Origin of the sequence: Ferrovibrio sp., from assembly GCF_965278975.1 — a bacterium.
Taxonomy (GTDB): Bacteria; Pseudomonadota; Alphaproteobacteria; order Ferrovibrionales; family Ferrovibrionaceae; genus Ferrovibrio.
Genome location: NZ_OZ257126.1, coordinates 1,640,208 through 1,657,828, shown reverse-complemented (window position 1 = coordinate 1,657,828; position 17,621 = coordinate 1,640,208). Strand labels below are relative to the sequence as shown.

16 protein-coding genes are annotated in these 17,621 nt (G+C 65.5%); all 16 read right to left on the bottom strand.

Translation table 11 applies throughout. From position 1 onward, the window contains the following. Positions 1-120: 120 nt before the first annotated feature. The 16 genes from pnp to ACQY7X_RS08015 all read right to left on the bottom strand — a co-directional run bounded on the left by pnp (position 121) and on the right by ACQY7X_RS08015 (position 17,602). The gene (gene pnp / locus ACQY7X_RS08090; protein WP_428249386.1) at positions 121-2,262 is read right to left on the bottom strand and encodes a polyribonucleotide nucleotidyltransferase; all 2,142 of its coding nucleotides are present in this window, start codon (positions 2,260-2,262) and stop codon (positions 121-123) included. Positions 2,263-2,504: 242 nt separating this feature from the next. Then, positions 2,505-2,774, bottom strand: a complete 270-nt coding sequence (gene rpsO, locus ACQY7X_RS08085) for a 30S ribosomal protein S15 (protein ID WP_428249384.1) — start codon at positions 2,772-2,774, stop codon at positions 2,505-2,507. Then, a complete protein-coding gene (gene truB / locus ACQY7X_RS08080) occupies positions 2,771-3,706 on the bottom strand; it encodes a tRNA pseudouridine(55) synthase TruB (protein ID WP_428249382.1) in 936 nt (311 codons plus the stop codon). The genes rpsO and truB overlap by 4 nt, the downstream gene beginning before the upstream one ends. Continuing rightward, positions 3,703-4,188 carry a 30S ribosome-binding factor RbfA gene (rbfA, locus tag ACQY7X_RS08075; RefSeq protein WP_428249380.1) on the bottom strand — a complete coding sequence of 162 codons (486 nt, stop codon included), beginning with the start codon at positions 4,186-4,188 and terminating at the stop codon, positions 3,703-3,705. The genes truB and rbfA overlap by 4 nt, the downstream gene beginning before the upstream one ends. Before the next feature lie 31 nt (positions 4,189-4,219). Next, positions 4,220-7,153, bottom strand: coding sequence for a translation initiation factor IF-2 (infB, locus tag ACQY7X_RS08070; RefSeq protein ID WP_428249379.1), 2,934 nt, complete (start codon positions 7,151-7,153; stop codon positions 4,220-4,222). A gap of 115 nt (positions 7,154-7,268) precedes the next feature. Then, positions 7,269-7,673: a YlxR family protein gene (locus tag ACQY7X_RS08065; RefSeq protein WP_428249378.1), complete on the bottom strand. Its 405-nt coding sequence runs from the start codon at positions 7,671-7,673 to the stop codon at positions 7,269-7,271. Further along, positions 7,654-9,168: a transcription termination factor NusA gene (gene nusA / locus ACQY7X_RS08060; RefSeq protein WP_428249377.1), complete on the bottom strand. Its 1,515-nt coding sequence runs from the start codon at positions 9,166-9,168 to the stop codon at positions 7,654-7,656. The genes ACQY7X_RS08065 and nusA overlap by 20 nt, the downstream gene beginning before the upstream one ends. Before the next feature lie 36 nt (positions 9,169-9,204). Further along, positions 9,205-9,741, bottom strand: coding sequence for a ribosome maturation factor RimP (gene rimP / locus ACQY7X_RS08055; RefSeq protein WP_428249375.1), 537 nt, complete (start codon positions 9,739-9,741; stop codon positions 9,205-9,207). 219 nt (positions 9,742-9,960) lie between these two features. Continuing rightward, entirely contained in the window at positions 9,961-10,554 is a 594-nt protein-coding gene (locus ACQY7X_RS08050) for a CbtA family protein (RefSeq protein ID WP_428249374.1), read from the bottom strand. Between the two features lie 42 nt (positions 10,555-10,596). Beyond that, positions 10,597-11,280 carry a tRNA (guanine(46)-N(7))-methyltransferase TrmB gene (trmB, locus tag ACQY7X_RS08045; protein WP_428249373.1) on the bottom strand — a complete coding sequence of 228 codons (684 nt, stop codon included), beginning with the start codon at positions 11,278-11,280 and terminating at the stop codon, positions 10,597-10,599. A 38-nt stretch (positions 11,281-11,318) separates the two neighbouring features. Next, a complete protein-coding gene (gene metK / locus ACQY7X_RS08040; protein ID WP_428249372.1) occupies positions 11,319-12,536 on the bottom strand; it encodes a methionine adenosyltransferase in 1,218 nt (405 codons plus the stop codon). A 217-nt stretch (positions 12,537-12,753) separates the two neighbouring features. Further along, positions 12,754-13,194, bottom strand: a complete 441-nt coding sequence (locus tag ACQY7X_RS08035) for a helix-turn-helix domain-containing protein (protein ID WP_428249371.1) — start codon at positions 13,192-13,194, stop codon at positions 12,754-12,756. Positions 13,195-13,366: 172 nt separating this feature from the next. Continuing rightward, a complete protein-coding gene (lnt, locus tag ACQY7X_RS08030) occupies positions 13,367-14,947 on the bottom strand; it encodes an apolipoprotein N-acyltransferase (RefSeq protein WP_428249370.1) in 1,581 nt (526 codons plus the stop codon). A gap of 4 nt (positions 14,948-14,951) precedes the next feature. Beyond that, entirely contained in the window at positions 14,952-15,839 is an 888-nt protein-coding gene (locus tag ACQY7X_RS08025; protein WP_428249369.1) for a hemolysin family protein, read from the bottom strand. Next, positions 15,836-16,420: an rRNA maturation RNase YbeY gene (ybeY, locus tag ACQY7X_RS08020; protein ID WP_428249367.1), complete on the bottom strand. Its 585-nt coding sequence runs from the start codon at positions 16,418-16,420 to the stop codon at positions 15,836-15,838. Before ybeY ends, ACQY7X_RS08025 begins: the two co-directional genes overlap by 4 nt. A 9-nt stretch (positions 16,421-16,429) precedes the next feature. Continuing rightward, positions 16,430-17,602 (bottom strand): PhoH family protein, encoded by a 1,173-nt coding sequence (locus tag ACQY7X_RS08015; RefSeq protein ID WP_428249365.1) that lies wholly within the window; start codon positions 17,600-17,602, stop codon positions 16,430-16,432. Positions 17,603-17,621 lie beyond the last annotated feature (19 nt).

Here is a 17,621-nt window from a genome sequence, read left to right as displayed (position 1 = left end):
TCGCCGGTATGACTGCATAGATTTTGTCATCCTCGCGCAAGCGAGGATCCCATTCCATCACCAACAAACAAAAAGGGCCGGGATTACTCCCGGCCCTTTTCTTTCCACTGAAGTGGAAACTTACTCGCCGTCGGCGTTGTCGCCTTCGGCACGCGGCTTGTTCGAGAGGTCTTCGCCGGTGGCCTGATCCACCACCTTCATGGAGAGGCGGACCTTGCCGCGCTCATCGATGCCGAGCACCTTGACGCGCACTTCCTGGCCTTCCTGGACCACATCGCTCGGCTTGTTGACGCGGCGCGGCGCCATTTCCGACACATGCACCAGGCCATCGCGGGCACCGAAGAAGTTCACGAAGGCGCCGAAATCGACGATCTTCACGACCTTGCCCTTGTAGATCATGCCGACTTCCGGCTCCGACGCGATCGACTTGATCCAGTTGATCGCGGCTTCGGAGGCGGTCTCGTCGGTGGACGCGACCTTGATCGTGCCATCATCCTCGATGTCGATCTTGCAGCCGGTCTTTTCCACGATCTCGCGGATCACCTTGCCGCCGGAACCGATCACTTCGCGGATCTTGTCCTTCGGAATGGTGAAGGTGGTGATGCGCGGCGCGGTGGCCTTCACGCCGGTGCGGTTCTCGGTGATCGCCTTGGCCATTTCGCCGAGGATATGGATGCGGCCGGCCTGGGCCTGGCCCAGCGCCACCTTCATGATCTCCTCGGTGATGCCGGCGATCTTGATGTCCATCTGCAGCGAGGTCACGCCCTCGGCAGTGCCGGCCACCTTGAAGTCCATGTCGCCGAGATGATCTTCGTCGCCGAGGATATCGGACAGCACGGCGAAACGCTCGCCTTCCAGGATCAGGCCCATGGCGATGCCGGCAACCGGCGCCTTCATCGGCACGCCGGCATCCATCAGCGCCAGCGAGGTGCCGCAGACGGTGGCCATCGAGGAGGAGCCGTTCGACTCGGTGATCTCCGACACCACGCGGATGGTGTAGGGGAAATCGGTCTTGGAGGGCAGCAGCGGACGCACGGCGCGCCAGGCCAGCTTGCCATGGCCGATTTCGCGGCGGCCCGGCGAACCCATGCGGCCGGCTTCACCCACCGAGTACGGGGGGAAGTTATAGTGCAGCATGAAGCTTTCGCGGTATTCGCCGTCCAGCGCGTCGATAATCTGCTCATCCGAGCCGGTGCCTAGCGTGGTGACCACCAGCGCCTGGGTTTCGCCACGGGTAAACAGGGCAGCGCCATGGGCGCGCGGCAGGATGCCGATTTCAGCAACGATCGGGCGCACGGTCTTGGTATCGCGGCCATCGATGCGCAGGCCGGTATCCAGGATGTTGAAGCGCACCACCTTGGCTTCCAGATCCTTGAAGGCGTCGGAGACGTCCACCGGATTGGCTTCGCCTTCGGCGAACAGCGCCTTGGCCTTCTTCTTCACTTCGCCGACCTTGGCGTAGCGGGCCTGCTTCACCTTCTCTTCATAGGCGACGCGCAGCTCGGCTTCGATGCCGGAAACTTCCAGCTTCTTCAGCGCGGCTTCGTAGCCGGTGCGCTCGGCGAGCGGCATCGGCTCCTTGGCGGCGCGCTCGGCCAGGCCGATGATCGCCTGGAGCACCGGCTGGAAATGCGTGTGACCGAACATCACGGCGCCGAGCATGATGTCCTCGGGCAGCTGCTGCGCTTCCGATTCCACCATCAGCACGGCCTTGTCGGTACCGGCGACGACGAGATCGAGCTTGCTCTCGGCGACCTGCTTGGTGGTCGGGTTGAGCACGAACTGGCCATCGATATAGCCGACGCGGGCAGCGCCGATCGGGCCCATGAACGGAATGCCCGAGATGGTGAGCGCGGCGGACGCGCCAACCATGGCGACGACATCCGGATCATTCTCCAGGTCATGCGCCAGCACGGTGCAGACCACCTGGGTCTCATTGCGGAAACCATCGGCGAAGAGCGGGCGGATCGGACGGTCGATCAGGCGGGAGACCAGCGTCTCCTTCTCGCTCGGGCGGCCTTCGCGCTTGAAGAAGCCGCCGGGGATCTTGCCGGCAGCGAAGGTCTTTTCCTGGTAATTCACGGTGAGCGGGAAAAAGTCCACGCCCGGCTTCGGCGACTTCGCCGCCACGGCGGTGCAGAGCACGGTGGTTTCGCCATAGGTCACCAGCACGGCGCCATCGGCCTGGCGGGCGATCTTGCCCGTTTCAATGGTGAGCTTGCGCCCACCCCACATCAATTCGGTCTTATGGATGTTGAACATGGTTGTTCTTCCTTACCTATAAGGGCTGGCCTGTCCCTGACAGGTGCCCTCAGCACGGCAGCGCCCATCGCTCCGCGCTTCGTCGAACCCCGGGCAGGGCCCATCCCCACCCGCGATTCTTTCCCCGGCCGGTTAAACGGACAACGCCCGGTGCTGCTTCATGCAGCACCGGGCGTCGCCGAACCAATCCGAGGGCTGACCGCCGGAGCGCAACAATGCGATGCCAGCGGCCATCATCCTGATTACTTGCGCAGACCCAGACGCTGGATCAGCGTGTTGTAGCGCGGCGCGTCAACCTTCTTCAGGTAATCGAGCAGGCTGCGGCGCTTGGAGACCATCATCAGCAGGCCACGGCGGGAATGCACATCCTTGCCATGGGACTTGAAGTGGTCGGAGAGATTGTTGATGCGCTCGGTGAGCACGGCCACCTGGACTTCCGGCGAACCGGTGTCGCCCGGCTTGGTGGCATATTCGGCGACGAGAGCCTTCTTGCGCTCTGCGGCAATGGTCATGTTTTCAACTCCTCGACATCGTGGTTATTGAATAACCGCACGGGCCTGACTTCATCGGCGATAAGCTGGGCGATGCCGACGGGTTTGCCATCGGCTTTGACCAGCAGCTCACCTTCTGGGGGAAGCGGTAAGCCCGTGCAGATGACCCGTATGCTCTGGCCGTGTCGGAGACGGTCGGCCTGAGGTCCGGTCACGACCAGGGCCGGGATGTCGTCCAGCGCGGTCTCGATCGGTAACAGGTACTCTGACGCGGCGCCCTTTTGGCATAGATCGCTGAGCGAATCCAGCGAAAAAGCCCGCTCTGCGCGGAATTTGCCCACCTGTTCGCGGCGCAGCATGGCAACATGGCCATGGCAGCCGAGCTGCTCCCCGAGGTCGCGCGCCAGGGATCGGATATAGGCCCCCTTGCCACAGGCAACCTCGAAAAGCGCCTGGTTTTCATCAATAATATCAATGAGTTCCAGGCGGTCGATGCGGATCGGGCGGGGTTCCAGCACCACTTCCTCGCCCTTGCGCGCCAGATCATAGGCGCGGCGGCCATCGATCTTGAGCGCCGAATAGGCCGGCGGACGCTGCATGATCTCACCCGTCAAACCCGGCAGCAGGGCGCGGATCGCGGCTTCGCTGGGCCGGCTGTCCGAGGCGGCGACAACCTCGCCTTCCTTGTCATCGGTGCTGGTGGCGCTGCCCCATTGCGCAATGAAGCGGTAGACCTTGGCCGCGCCCATGGCATAGGCGACGGTCTTGGTCGCCTCGCCAAGCGCGATCGGCAGCACGCCGGAGGCCAGCGGATCGAGCGTGCCGCCATGGCCGGCCTTGGCCGCCTGGGTCAGGCGCCGCACCGCCGCCACCGCCTGAGTGGAGGTCATGCCGAGCGGTTTGTCGAGAATGATCCAGCCGCTGATCGGACGGCCTTTACGCGTGCGGCTCACGACTGCTTGTCGTCGCCGGACGCCTTATCGATATCGGCCTGCGCTTCGGGCTCGCGTTCCACATCGGCCCGCACTTCGGGCCGGTGCAGCACACTGTCGATGCGGCCTGCGGTGTCGAAACTGGTATCGAGCTTGAACGACAGTGTCGGCGCGAAACGCAGGTTGATCTCCTGCGCCACCAGGGTGCGGATATAGGCCTGGGCCCGGGTCAGCCCTTTCACCACCTTGGCGCCATCATCGCCGGCGAGCGGCAGCACGAAGGCAGTGGCATTCTTCAGATCGGGACTGACGCGCACTTCGGTCACGGTGACGATCAGGCCATCAAGATCGGGATCGCGGAAATGCGCCCGGCGCAAAGCCTCCGACAGCACGTGGCGGATTTCCTCGCCCACACGCAATTGCCGCTGGCTGCGCCCGCTGGAGATCGCATCTCCGCCGCGGGCACCGCCGGAAAACGAGGTGCCTTTGCCGCGTCGCGTCATGTCACGCTCCCGTAGAGTAACGCGCCGCCGCTCAGAGCTGGCGCGCCACCGTTTCGAGTTCGAAACACTCGATCATGTCGCCCTGCTTGATGTCGTCGTAATTCTCGAACGACATACCGCAATCCATGCCCTGCTTGACCTCGCGGACATCGTCCTTGAAGCGGCGCAGCGTGGAAAGCTGGCCTTCGTGGACCACCACGTTGTCGCGCAGCAGGCGCACCTTGGCACCGCGCTTGACCAGACCTTCGGTGACCATACAACCCGCGACCTTGCCGATCTTGGTGATGTTGAACACTTCGCGGATCTGCGCGTAGCCGAGGAAGTTCTCGCGCACCGACGGGGCAAGCATGCCGGAGAGCAGTGCCTTCAGGTCGTCGAGCACGTTGTAGATGATCGAGTAGTAGCGGATATCGACGCCATCGCGCTCGGCCAGGTCGCGCGCCTGCTTGGAGGCGCGGACATTGAAGCCGATGATGATGCCACCGGAGGCCTGCGCCAGGGCGATATCGCTTTCGCTGATCGCACCCACGGCGCCATGCAGGATGCGCACCGAGACTTCGTCGGTGGCCAGCTTCTGCGCCGAGCCGATGATCGCTTCCAGCGAGCCCTGCACGTCGGCCTTGACCACCACCGGCAGTTCCTTGACCTCGCCGGCCTTGATCTTGGAGAACATCTGCTCCAGCGTGCCGCGGGCACCCAGGGCGGCACGGGCATCGCGCTGCTTGCGCTGGCGGAATTCGGCGACCTCGCGGGCGCGGGCCTCGTTCTCCACCACCTGGAATTCATCGCCGGCTTCCGGCGTGCCCTGCAAACCAAGCACTTCGACCGGCGCGGACGGGCCGGCTTCAACCACGTTCTTGCCCTTGTCATCGATCAGAGCGCGGACGCGGCCATAGGCACTGCCGGCAACGAACACGTCACCGACACGCAGCGTGCCGCGCTGCACCAGCACGGTGGCGACCGAACCACGGCCACGCTCCAGCTTGGCTTCGATCACCACGCCATCGGCGCGGCGGTTCGGGTTGGCCTTGAGATCGAGGATTTCCGCCTGCAGCAGAATCTGTTCTTCGAGCTGATCCAGGTTGGTCTTGGCCTTGGCTGAGACTTCCACCGACTGCACTTCGCCGCCGAGCTGCTCGACCACGATGCCATGCTGCAGCAATTCGCGGCGCACCTTGTCCGGATTGGCCTGCGGCTTGTCGCACTTGTTGATCGCCACGATGATCGGCACACCGGCCGCCGTGGCATGATGGATCGCTTCCACGGTCTGCGGCATCACGCTGTCATCGGCAGCCACCACCAGCACCACGATATCCGTGGCCTTGGCACCGCGCGCACGCATCTGCGTGAAGGCTTCATGGCCAGGCGTGTCGAGGAAGGTGATCGCCTTGCCAGACTTCAGGCGCACCTGATAGGCGCCGATATGCTGGGTAATGCCGCCGGCTTCGCCGCCGGCCACATCGGTCTGGCGCAGCGAATCGAGCAGCGAGGTCTTGCCGTGGTCGACATGGCCCATGATGGTGACCACCGGCGGACGCGGCAGCAGCACTGCCTCGTCATCCTTCTCGGCGACCAGGCCGATTTCGATATCGGATTCCGCCACGCGCTGCACGCGATGGCCGAATTCGGCGACCAGCAGTTCGGCGGTATCGGCATCGATCACCTGATTGATCGTGGCCATCACGCCCATCTTCATCAGCGAGCGGATCACGTCCACCGCGCGTTCGGCCATGCGGTTGGCCAGTTCCTGCACCGTGATGTTTTCCGGCACCACGACATCGCGCAGCACCTTCTGCGGCGCGTCGGAGGCCTGCTGCATCATGCGCTTCTCGCGCTCGACGCGGCGGCGGAAGGAAGCCACCGAGCGCACGCGCTCGTTGTCGTCCAGGGCCGCGGTGATGGTCAGCTTGCCACGGCGGCGGTCATCGCCAGTGCGGGCCTTGCTCGGCGCCGGACGCGCCGGGACGGCCTTGGCACCAGCGCCGGGCTTGCGGCGGGCGCCGTTTTCATCCTCATCGTCACGGTCAGCCGCCGGGCGGCCGGTGCCGGGCACCGCCGCGGTGGTGGCGGCATCAGCCGTGGTACCGGCAGCAGCCGGCTTGTTCTGTTCATTGAGGCGGCGGGCGGCCTCGGCCTCGGCCCGCTTGCGGGCATCTTCCTCGGCCTTCTTGCGCGCTTCTTCCTCGGCGGCGCGGCGGGCAGCAGCCTCGCGCTCGGCAACCGCGCGGGACAGATGGTCCTGGCGCTTGCGCATATCCTCTTCGGCCGCGCGGCGCATCTCGCCGACGCGGTTACGCAGCGCATCGTCGCGCACGCGCTGCTGCTTTTCCTCTTCGGTCAGCGACTTCAGCACCATGCCGGTGGGACGCTGCGGCGCGGTGTTGCGCTGCGGCGGGGCACTGCGCTGCGGGCCGCGCGTACCACGCACATCGCCGGTGGCGGGCGCGGACATGCGCGGGCCGGCGGAAGGCTGCGCCGGAGCGCTCATGCGCGGACCAGCGGAAGGCTGCGGTGCCGGACGCGCCGGCGGTTCGGCAGGCTGCGGCGCAGCCGCCTTGATCTCGGACTGCGGCGCGGCGGCAGGCGCGGCTTCCACCACGCTCTCCTCGGGCGCGGTGTCGGCAACCTCATGCTCGGCGGCGGCCTTGGCGGCCTCGGCGGCGGCAATGGTGGCGGCCAGCGACGGGCGCGTCTGCAGCGCCGGACCGGCCTGGGCCGGACGCGGTGCAGCGGCCTGCGGCGCGGCGGCGGCAGGGGCGGCAGCCGTTTCCGGCTTGGCATCGGCAGGCTTGGCGCCACCCGGCGGTGTAATGGTGCGCTTCTTGCGCACCTCCACCGTCACCGCCTTGGTGCGGCCGTGGCTGAAGCTTTGGCGTACCTGACCCGTCTCGACCGTCTTCTTCAACTCAAGACGCTTCGGGCGGCCCGCCAGCTTGTCCTTATCCTGCTCGTTAATATCGCTCATACCTGATCCGCTTCCGCCACCACGGAATCCAATCCGTGGCCTTTCCTGTTGGCGCGACAGCCGCCATGGCCGCCGCGCTTACTCTGTCTTCAACCCACGCAATCCACTCAACGCTCTAAGCCGTCCCGCGCAACCAGGCGAGGCAGGCCAAATCCCGTGCCAGCCGCCGGCATAACGGTGCCTGCGGCCGTGACTGCAATCCCGCCCGCGCCACCCGCTGCGCCAGTTCGGCGCAATGGGCTTCATGGGCAGCCAGCGTTGCCGCCGGCAGGTCCGCCGGCAGCTTCACCGCCCGCCGCGCCGCGCGGGCAAAAGCCTTGCGCAGCACGGCCGCATCGGCGGGCCAACCCGCCTGCGGCGCCAGCCACAATCCGCGCCCGCCCAACAGCCGGCCCGGATCGGGTACCACCTCGCCCGCTGCCGTCACCGCAAAGCGGATCAGGTCATCAGGCTTCCGGCGCTCGCCACTCAACAGGCAGCGGCGCGCCGGCCCTAATACTTCAACCCTGCTCGTCGGCATACCAATGCTGACGCGCCGCCATGATGATGGCGTTGGCATCGTCGTTCGAGAGCACGCCCTCGCCGACGATTTCCTGCAACTCATCGCCAGCCAGATCGGCCAGATCGTCCAGCGTCTTCACGCCCTTCTCGCCCAGCGCGGCAAGCATCGGCGGGGTGAGGCCTTCGATCTCGGCCACCTCGTCAACGACGCCCAGCGCCTTGCGCTTGTCCTCGAACTCGGCATTGCGGCGCTCGATGAATTCCAGCGCGCGGTCGTGCAGTTCCTGCGCCAGATCGCCGTCGAAGCCTTCGATTTCCATCAGCTCTTCGAGCGGCAGATAGGCCAGTTCCTCGACCTTGGTGAAGCCTTCGGTGACCAGCAGCTGGGCGATCACTTCGTCCACATCCAGGGCATCGATGAACAGCTGGCTGCGCTCGCGGAATTCCTTCTGGCGGCGCTCGGACTCTTCTTCCTCGGTGAGGATGTCGATGTCGTAGCCGGTCAGCTGCGAGGCCAGACGCACATTCTGGCCACGGCGGCCAATCGCCAGCGACAGCTGGTCGGTCGGCACCACGACCTCGACGCGGTTTGTTTCTTCATCCAGCACCACCTTGGCGACTTCCGCCGGGGCCAGCGCGTTGACGATGAAGGTGGCCGGATCCGGCGACCACTTGATGATGTCGATCTTCTCGCCCTGCAATTCGTTCACCACCGCCTGCACGCGGCTGCCGCGCATACCGACGCAGGCGCCGACGGGATCGATCGAGTTGTCATTCGACAGCACGGCGATCTTGGCGCGGCTGCCCGGATCGCGCGCCACGGCGCGGATCTCGATGATGCCGTCATAGACTTCCGGCACTTCCTGGGCGAACAGCTTGGCCATGAACTGCGGATGCGAGCGCGACAGGAAAATCTGCGGGCCACGCGGCTCCTTGCGCACGTCGAAGATATAGGCGCGCACACGGTCGCCCTGGCGGAAGGTTTCGCGCGGCAGCAATTCGTCGCGGCGGATGATGGCTTCGGCGCGGCCCAGATCGACCGTGACATTGCCGTATTCGACGCGCTTGACCAGGCCGTTGACGATCTCGCCGATGCGGTCCTTGTATTCCTCATACTGCCGCTCACGCTCGGCTTCGCGCACCTTCTGCACGATCACCTGCTTGGCGGTCTGCGCCTGGATGCGGCCGAAATCGATCGGCGGCAGCGGCTCGGCGATCACGTCGCCGATCTGCGCATCGGGATTGCGGCGCTGGGCTTCGACCAGGCCGATCTCGATGGCGTCATTCTCGATCTGCTCCACCACCTGCAGATAGCGGGCGAGGCGGATTTCGCCGGTCTTGCGGTCGATATCGGCGTGGATGTCGTTTTCCAGGCCGTAGCGCGCGCGCGCCGCCTTCTGGATCGCATCCTCCATCGCCATCAGCACCACATCGCGGTCGATGGTCTTTTCGCGGGCGACGGCATCGGCCACCTGCAGCAACTCGATGCGGTTGTAACTGGTCACGGGTTCCATGGTCAGGTCCTCGTACGCATGCTTGAACTGGTCAAATCACTCTGCTGCATGTTCGGCAGCCGCCTTTTGTGCGGCCCCGAGACGCAGCAACTCATCCGTCAGCACCAGCTTGGCGCTGGTGATATCGCCATGCGGCAGGCTCCACAAAGTGGCGTCCTTGCCCTCATCATCCTGCAGCTTCACGCTCTCGCCTTCGATGCCGAGCAGGCGGCCACGGAAGCGCTTGCGCCCCTCATGGGCATGGCCCAGTTCGACGCGGGCGACAAAACCCTTGAAACGGTCGAAATCCTTCAGCTTCACCAGCGGCCGGTCGAGGCCGGGGGAAGACACTTCGAGATTGTAGGCCTCCGGGATCGGATCCTCGACATCAAGGATGGCCGACACCGCGCGGCTGATCTCCGTGCAATCATCAATGTTGAAACCGCCATCATGCGGTTCCCCGCCGGTCTCGCGTTCGGCCATGATCTGCAACACCGGACGCTGGCCGCCCTGCAGCTTCACGCGCACCACGGCATAGCCCATCGCCTCAAGCGTCGGCGCAATCATCTGCTCAATCTTGGCAGCCGTGGACATGCCTCGGTTTACAGCTCCGTATTGTCGATCAACGCGGCCCGGTTTCCCGCAGCGCAGCCCTGGCAAAAATGGCTCGGGCGCAGAAACGAAAAATGGGCCGTCTGGCCCATCCTCATCCAATCTTCTGATCCAACCAGGACCAGGCCAGCAATGTGGCGCCTTTATAGCGCCAAATAGCCGCGATGCAAGGCTTTTCTGGTCACGAATCGGCCCGGTCTGTTAGCGGTTCATGCGCCGCAGCACCCAGGCCGTGGCCAGCCCCAGCAGCAGCCAGAAACCCAGATCGAGCGCCAGATCGACATAGAGGAACCCTTCCGGCGCGTCCTCTATCGCGGATTCCGGGGCCAAAAGCGGCGGCGCCAGCAGCAGCGGCAAGCCCAGCCAGCGCCAGCGGCGGCCAAAAGCCAGCAGCCCCAGGCCCAAAGCCGCCCCGGCCATGGCGACCAGCCACCAGACCGGCGCCTCCTCATGCACCAGGCCATCGATGGTCGGTGGCAGGGTGAGGCCCGGCGCCAGGGCGAGCGCGATGAACCCGGCCAGACCCCAGAGTGCCGCCTCACGCCAGCTTACCCTGCCCTCAGGCGGCGCCCGGTGCGTGTAGACGGCCGCCAGAAGTGTAGAAAAGACAAATCCAAACAATAGGTTGCGGATGATGATCACATCCATCTGGCGGCTCGGCGGCGGCAGGTCGAGGCCGGCGGCCAGCAGTGCCTGCTGGCGCAGCGGCAGTTCCAGGATGTGCTGGCCCAGAGTCAGCGCCAGGGCGGCAATCACGCCACCGCAGAAGCCCGCCAGGATCAGCCGCAGTGTCATTGCGCCGCTATTGCTTGGGTCAAGGCCACCGCCTCCGCTGGTTCAAACCCGCTGAAAGCGAAGATAGAGGCAGGCGCGGCCGGCGGCCACTGCCTTGCGTTCATACTTGCTGCTCGGCCAGTCGGCCGGGCGCTGGCGCCAGTCGGCAGCGCTTTCAGCCAGCCAGCGGAAAGCCGGCTGGTTCTGGGCATGCAGCAGCATGCCGCGGCCATAATCGGGCACATCGGTGGCCAGCCGCAGCTCGCCGCCCGGCCTGATCACGCGGGCCAGGTCGACCAGCGTGTCCGGGTTGACGATGCGGCGCCATTGATGCCGCTTCTTCGGCCACGGATCGGGAAACAGCACGAAGGCGCGTTCGATGCTGGCCTCGGGCAAAGCCTTGAGCAGCAGCCGGGCATCATCGGTGAACAGCCGGATACGCTGCGCCAGGCTTTCGTCACCGGTCTCGGCACGCTCGGCAACATGCCCGACCAGGCGCGCGACACCGTTCAGAAACGGCTCGACGCCGACAAAGCCGACATCGGGATGCATTTCCGCCTGGGCCTGCAGGTGATCGCCGACACCAAAGCCGATTTCCAGCCAGGTGGCGCGCACCGGCCGGCCGAACGCAACGGGCGTGTCAGCACGCGGCAATTCCAGGCGCGGCAGCCAGGTATCCATGCGCGTGTTGCCGAGCGGCGTCAGCTTGCGGCCCCGGCGGCGGCCGAAAATGAGACGGCGCGGCATTTCTGCCGCGCCGTCGGTATCGTCTTCTGGACTAGGGGTCACTTCACGTTGAAGGCCGACTTCAGGTCCTTGACCAGATCGGTCTTTTCCCACGAGAAGCCGCCATCCTTTTCCGGCTTGCGGCCAAAATGGCCGTAGGCGGCGGTGCGGGCATAGATCGGGCGGTTGAGCTTGAGATGCTCGCGGATGCCGCGCGGGCTCAAGCTCACCAGTTCCTGCAGCACCTTGGCGATCTTGGCTTCATCAGCCTTGCCGGTGCCGTAGGTGGAAACGTAGACCGACAGCGGATGGGCAACGCCGATGGCGTAGGAAAGCTGGATCAGGCACTTGTCGGCCAGGCCGGCGGCAACCACGTTCTTCGCCAGGTAGCGCGCGGCATAGGCGGCCGAGCGGTCAACCTTGGTCGGGTCCTTGCCGGAGAAGGCGCCGCCGCCATGGGGCGCCGCGCCGCCGTAGGTGTCGACGATGATCTTGCGGCCGGTGAGGCCGGCATCGCCGTCCGGGCCGCCAATGACGAAGCGGCCAGTCGGGTTGACGTAGAAATGCTCGTCATCGCACATCCAGCCCTTCGGCAGCGCCTTGAGCACATAGGGACGCACGATCTTCTTGATGTCGCCGGACTCGAGCTCGCGGCCCTTCTTGTCCTTGGCAGCATGCTGGGTGGAAACGACAACGGCGGTGGCGCCGGTCGGCTTGCCGTTCTTGTACAGCAGGGTCACCTGGCTCTTGGCATCGGGGCCGAGCAGCGGTTCCTTGCCGGAATGGCGCGCAGCGGCCATCAGCGACAGGATATTGTGCGAAAGCTGGATCGGCGCCGGCATCAGTTCCGGCGTCTCGTTGCAGGCGTAGCCGAACATGATGCCCTGGTCGCCGGCGCCTTCATCCTTGTTGCCGGCGGCATCGACGCCCACAGCGATATCGGCCGACTGGCCGTGCAGCAGCACATCGACCTTGGCATGCTTCCAGTGGAAGCCATCCTGCTCGTAGCCGATCTTCTTGACCGTGGCGCGGGCCGCTTCCTCGATCTTCTTCTTGTTCACCGCGCCCGACTTCGACACCAGGCTCGCCGGGCCGCGCACTTCGCCGGCCAGCACAATGCGGTTGGTGGTGGTCAGGGTTTCGCAGGCAACGCGCGCATAGGGATCTTCCTTGAGGAAGAGATCAAGCACGGCATCGGAGATCTGGTCGCAGACCTTGTCCGGATGGCCTTCGGAAACCGACTCGCTGGTGAAGAGATAGGAAGAGTTACGCGCCACGTCGTTTATCTCCGTGCGACCGCGCCAAACGGTCGGTGTCCAGAATGCACCGGCGGCGCATGGCGCGCGCCCCGGATCCGGCGATTCGCGGCTGCCGGACAAGCGAAAAAGTCCCGTTATGTCGCAGAGGCGGGGCGGCGGGTCAAGTTACATCGATTGCTGTCGGCGATGAAGCGCAGGCCGGGCCAGAGTCCGGGGCCAGAGTCCAGGGCCGGCTTCAGTCGCCGCCATTGCCGCTGTCGGGGCCCTGCTCCAGCGCCATGGAGCGCACCAGGTCCAGCACCCGGCGACGCAGCGAGCCATTGCGGATGGCCTCGAAGGAGCGCAGCAATTCGAGGTTTTCCCGCGTCATCTGCGGCTCCGGCGGCAGCGGCTGACCCTCGATCTCGGGCAGCGGGTTCTCGGCCAGACCGGGTACGGTTTCCATCCCCGGCTGTGCGTCCAGGCCCTCGAAGAAATAGGCCGGGGCCACATTCAGCAGGCGGGCGAACTGGTACAGCCGGCTGGCACCGATGCGGTTGGCGCCTTTTTCGTATTTCTGGATCTGCTGGAAGGTGAGGCCGACATACTGGCCCAGGCGCTCCTGGCTCATCCCGACATAGGTGCGGCGGATTTTGAGCCGGCCGCCAACATACACATCCACCGGATTCTTCGCCACGCCACCGTCCCCTGTTGCGGCCGTCAAACCGGGTGCGACCCCCAAATACCCTGCCGCATTCCCCACTTGACCGTCGGATAGCCCGCGGCCGCGCAGACGGTCCGCATACATTTTTATGGGTTACGTTTGTATGCTCGGTAGGCGCGCAGGGTCAACCGTTGCAATCACGGTATCAGAGAAACTTGGGGCCAAATCGGCGCCGCACCCAGCCGGCAAGTAGAAAAACCCCCGCTAAAGAGTGCACGGGTAGGTCACCCACACGACTATAGAGCGTACGCTGCGGGATCGGGGCCGGCAGCGGCCCTTCAACGATACCGACTTCATCCAGGCCCAGGCTGGCGATGATGCGGCCCCAGGGGTCGATAATGGCCGAGATGCCATTGTTGGCGGCACGGACCAGCGGCACCCCCTGCTCCACCGCGCGCATGCGGGCGGAGGCGAAATGCTGATAGGGGCCGGATGAACGCCCGAACCAGGCATCGTTGGTGATATTGAGCAGCATGGCGGCGGGCGGCGGCTCATGGGCCATCACCTCGGCCGGGAAGATCGCCTCATAGCAGATCAGCGGGCGGATCAGGGGCAGGTCGCCGGGCAGGATCAGCGGCTCGGCATCATGGCCGGGCGAGAAATCGATGCTGCCGACCGCCAGCTTGTCGAGCCCGATGACGCCAAGTACCGAGCGGAACGGCAGGTATTCGCCGAACGGCACCAGATGCAGCTTGTCGTAGCGCGCATCCAGGCCGCCCTTGTCGTTGATCACGAACAGCGAGTTATAGAGCCGCACGGTCTGGCCGTTCTGGAATTCACGGCGCGGCGCACCGGCCAGCAACTGCCCGCCCTGGGGCAGCAGGGTGGCGAGCGCCGCCAGCAGATCGGGATTCTCATCCACCAGATAGGGGATCGCGGTTTCCGGCCAGATCACATGGGTGAACGGCTTCTGCCCCGGCTTGCGGGTCAGTTCGGCATGCAGGCGCAGGTGATTCTGGCGCAGGTCGTCGCGCCATTTCAGGGTCTGCGCCACGCTCGGCTGCACCAGGCGCAGCCAGATATCGGGCATGTCCTCGCCCTCGGCCTGCTGCAATCGCAGCGCGCCGCCGCCGATGCTCAAGCCGAGCAGCAGCGGCAGGGCGATGGCCACAGCACGCAGGCGCCGGCTTTCCGGCAGCAGCGGCAAGGCGAGGCCAGCAGCGGCCAGCAGCGTGACGAGGCCGAGGCCATGGCTGCCGATGAAAGCACTGAGCTGCATCGCCGCCGGCGTATCGGCCCAGACATAGCCGATCAGATTCCAGGGAAAGCCGGTGAGGATGACACCGCGCAAGGCTTCGCCGAGCGTGACGCCGAAGGGCAGCAGCAGCACGCGCCAGGGCGTGGCATTGCCACCTAAACGCTGCGCCGCCCAGGCACCGGCGGCGGGAAACACCGCCAGCACCGCCGGCAGCCCGAGCACCGGCAGCGGCAGCAGCAGCGCGAAGCGCGCCGCATCGACGAAGAAGGCGATGCCGATCCAGTACAGGCCGGCGACGAAATAGCCGTAGAAGAAAGCCGCGTGGATGAAGAAATAGCGCCGGCCATACTTATCATCGGCACCGCCGGCGGATTGCCCGAGCAGCAGCAGCAGCGGCAGGCAGACAAACACCAGCGGCCAGGCATAGACCGGCGCCTGCGCGGCGGCGAGCAGCGCACCGCCCAGGAAAGCGACGATCAGCCGCTTCCAGCCGGTGAGGCCGAGCAACGCATCACGCAACCGGATCATTGCGTCAGGTACCCTCGATGGCAGCCGGCGGCTCGGCCACCGGCACGCGGATGCGCACGCGCTTGACCCGGCGCGGATCGGCATCCACCACCTCGAAGGCGAGGCCGGATTCATGCTCCACCAATTCGCCGCGCTGCGGCACGCGGCCGAGCTTGGCCACGATCAGGCCACTCAGCGTATCCACCGGCTCGTCTTCCTCGGGATCGATCAGGCGGCGGCCGAAGCGTTCTTCCAGTGCCTCGATCGGGCAGCGGCCCTGCGCATCATAAAGGCCCGGCGCGCGCTCGATGAGCAGCGGGCCTTCCACTTCGTCATGCTCGTCGTCGATCTCGCCAACGATCTGCTCGACCAGATCCTCGATCGTGACCAGGCCATCGATGCCGCCATATTCATCCACCACCACGGCCATATGGGTGCGGGTGTTGCGCATCTCGCGCAGCAGGTCCAGCACCACCTTGCTCGGCGGCACCACCAGCACCCGGCGCAGCACCTTGTTCAGCGCGAAGCCCTCGCGGCCGGCGAGATACGGCATCACATCCTTGATGTGAATCATGCCGATCACATCGTCGAGCGTCTCGCGATAGACCGGCAGGCGCGAATGTTCGGCCTCGACAAATACCTTCACCAGATCATCGAAGCCGATATCCTCGGCCACGGCATTGATATCGGCACGCGGCACGCGGATTTCGCCAACGCGCAGATCGCCCACTTCAAGCACATTGCGCAGCAGCGCACGCTCGGCGGAAGCTGCCGGGGTTTCCGTCTCGGGATTCTCCTGCAGCAATTCCTCAATGCTCTCGCGCAGGCTCTCCTCGTTGCCACGGCCGCGCAATGCCTGCAGCAGGCGGCTCCAGAACCCTGGGCCGCCGGACTCCGGGCGGTTCTCACTCATGACTTCTTCTTCCTTCCGGCCGGCACTGGCTGCTTGCCGCGCGGCGCTGTTTTGGCCCGGCCCCGGGGCTGGGGCTGCGGTCGGGCATAGGGATCGGGAATCTTCAGGCCCCCGAGGATTTCGACTTCGCGCGGCTCCATTGCCTGCGCCTGCTCATCGGTTTCGTGGTCATAGCCGAGCAGATGCAGCGTGCCATGCACCACCAGATGCGCCACATGGTCGGCGAGCGGCTTGTGCTGTGCACGCGCCTCCTGCTGGCAGATTTCCAGGCCGAGCGCGATATCGCCGAGATAGGGTGGCGGCTTGGACGGGTCCACCGCGCCTTCGGCGGGAAACGACAGCACATTGGTCGGCTTCGGCTTGCCGCGCCAATCGGTGTTGAGCTGCATCATCTCGGCATCGCTGGTGAGCAGCAGCGACAGCGCCGTGCGGCCCCGGGGCAGTTCATCCTTCAGCGCGGCGCGGCAGGCGCGGCGCACCAGGGCGGCGGCATTGGGTAGGGCACGGCGCCAGGCTGGATCGGCCAGCCTGAGATCGATGGTGAAGCGCGCTACGCTACTATTGCCCTCTCCGGATGGCATGACTGGTTCCTAGCGGCGCCGGGTGCCGGCGGCATCGGGCCGCGCCAAGCCGAGTTCCTGTTCGCGCTGGGCATAGGCCCGCACCACCTTGGTGACCAGCGGATGGCGCACCACGTCCTGATCCGAGAAGCGCACGAAGGAAATGCCTTCGATGCCTTCCAGAATATCGAGCGCATCACGCAGCCCGGACGGCACGCCGAGCGGCAGGTCGATCTGCGACAGGTCGCCGGTGACCACCAGACGCGAATTCTCGCCCAGGCGCGTCAGCAGCATCTTCATCTGCACCGGCGAGGTATTCTGCGCTTCATCGAGAATCACCACGGCATTGGCCAGCGTACGGCCACGCATGAAGGCCAGCGGCGCCACTTCGATCTCGCCCGAGGCGAGGCCCTTCTCGACGCGCTCCGGCGGCAGCATGTCGTAGAGTGCATCGTAGAGCGGGCGCAGATAGGGATCGATCTTCTCGCGCATGTCGCCCGGCAGGAAGCCGAGGCGTTCGCCGGCTTCCACGGCGGGGCGCGACAGGATGATGCGGTCGACGCGGCCATCCAGCAGCATCTGCACGGCAACGGCAACAGCGAGATAGGTCTTGCCAGTGCCGGCAGGCCCGAGGCCGAAGACCAGTTCATGGCGCAGCAATTCGGCGATGTAGCGGCTCTGGGTCTGCGAGCGCGGCACGATCACGCGTTTCTTGGTGCGGATGGCGCCATCGGGCAGCCGGCCCTCCGTGTTCGCGGCGGCGCGCTCTGCGGCGCGTGCCTCTGCTTCGCGCGACGCCCTGGTGGAGGGCATCGCCTGAGTGACCACGGATTTGCCGAATGCCTGCATTTCGCCTCCCCGATTGGTTGCTGTTTCCTGACTGGTTGCTGACTGCTGACTGGTTGCTTCCTGCTGGCGGCCGAGCGCCATGCGCACGGACCCTTCCACATCACCCATTTCGATCAACGCGCCGTTTTCAAGTCGGCCATATAATTCGATCAGCACGGCGCGCGCCGATTGCTGCGCTGCCTCCGGCCCGCTGATCACCACGCGGTTGCCGCGCGGCGAAACAGACACGCCGAGCTGCTGCTCGATGCGCGAAAGATGCCGGTCATGCTCGCCGAACAGCATCGACAGCAGACGGTTATCGGCAAAATCAAGAATCACGGGCTGACGTGTCTGCGGATTGGCCGGAGCACTCATGGGCATGATCCTCTTGCCG

Excerpts from the sequence above, each read along its gene's own strand:
- pnp (WP_428249386.1), bottom strand. The coding sequence starts at position 2,262 with ATGTTCAACATCCATAAGACCGAATTGATGTGGGGTGGGCGCAAGCTC.
- rpsO (WP_428249384.1), bottom strand. The coding sequence starts at position 2,774 with ATGACCATTGCCGCAGAGCGCAAGAAGGCTCTCGTCGCCGAATATGCC.
- rbfA (WP_428249380.1), bottom strand. The coding sequence starts at position 4,188 with ATGACGCGACGCGGCAAAGGCACCTCGTTTTCCGGCGGTGCCCGCGGC.
- infB (WP_428249379.1), bottom strand. The coding sequence starts at position 7,153 with ATGAGCGATATTAACGAGCAGGATAAGGACAAGCTGGCGGGCCGCCCG.
- ACQY7X_RS08065 (WP_428249378.1), bottom strand. The coding sequence starts at position 7,673 with ATGCCGACGAGCAGGGTTGAAGTATTAGGGCCGGCGCGCCGCTGCCTG.
- nusA (WP_428249377.1), bottom strand. The coding sequence starts at position 9,168 with ATGGAACCCGTGACCAGTTACAACCGCATCGAGTTGCTGCAGGTGGCC.
- rimP (WP_428249375.1), bottom strand. The coding sequence starts at position 9,741 with ATGTCCACGGCTGCCAAGATTGAGCAGATGATTGCGCCGACGCTTGAG.
- ACQY7X_RS08050 (WP_428249374.1), bottom strand. The coding sequence starts at position 10,554 with ATGACACTGCGGCTGATCCTGGCGGGCTTCTGCGGTGGCGTGATTGCC.
- trmB (WP_428249373.1), bottom strand. The coding sequence starts at position 11,280 with ATGCCGCGCCGTCTCATTTTCGGCCGCCGCCGGGGCCGCAAGCTGACG.
- lnt (WP_428249370.1), bottom strand. The coding sequence starts at position 14,947 with ATGATCCGGTTGCGTGATGCGTTGCTCGGCCTCACCGGCTGGAAGCGG.
- ACQY7X_RS08025 (WP_428249369.1), bottom strand. The coding sequence starts at position 15,839 with ATGAGTGAGAACCGCCCGGAGTCCGGCGGCCCAGGGTTCTGGAGCCGC.
- ybeY (WP_428249367.1), bottom strand. The coding sequence starts at position 16,420 with ATGCCATCCGGAGAGGGCAATAGTAGCGTAGCGCGCTTCACCATCGAT.
- ACQY7X_RS08015 (WP_428249365.1), bottom strand. The coding sequence starts at position 17,602 with ATGAGTGCTCCGGCCAATCCGCAGACACGTCAGCCCGTGATTCTTGAT.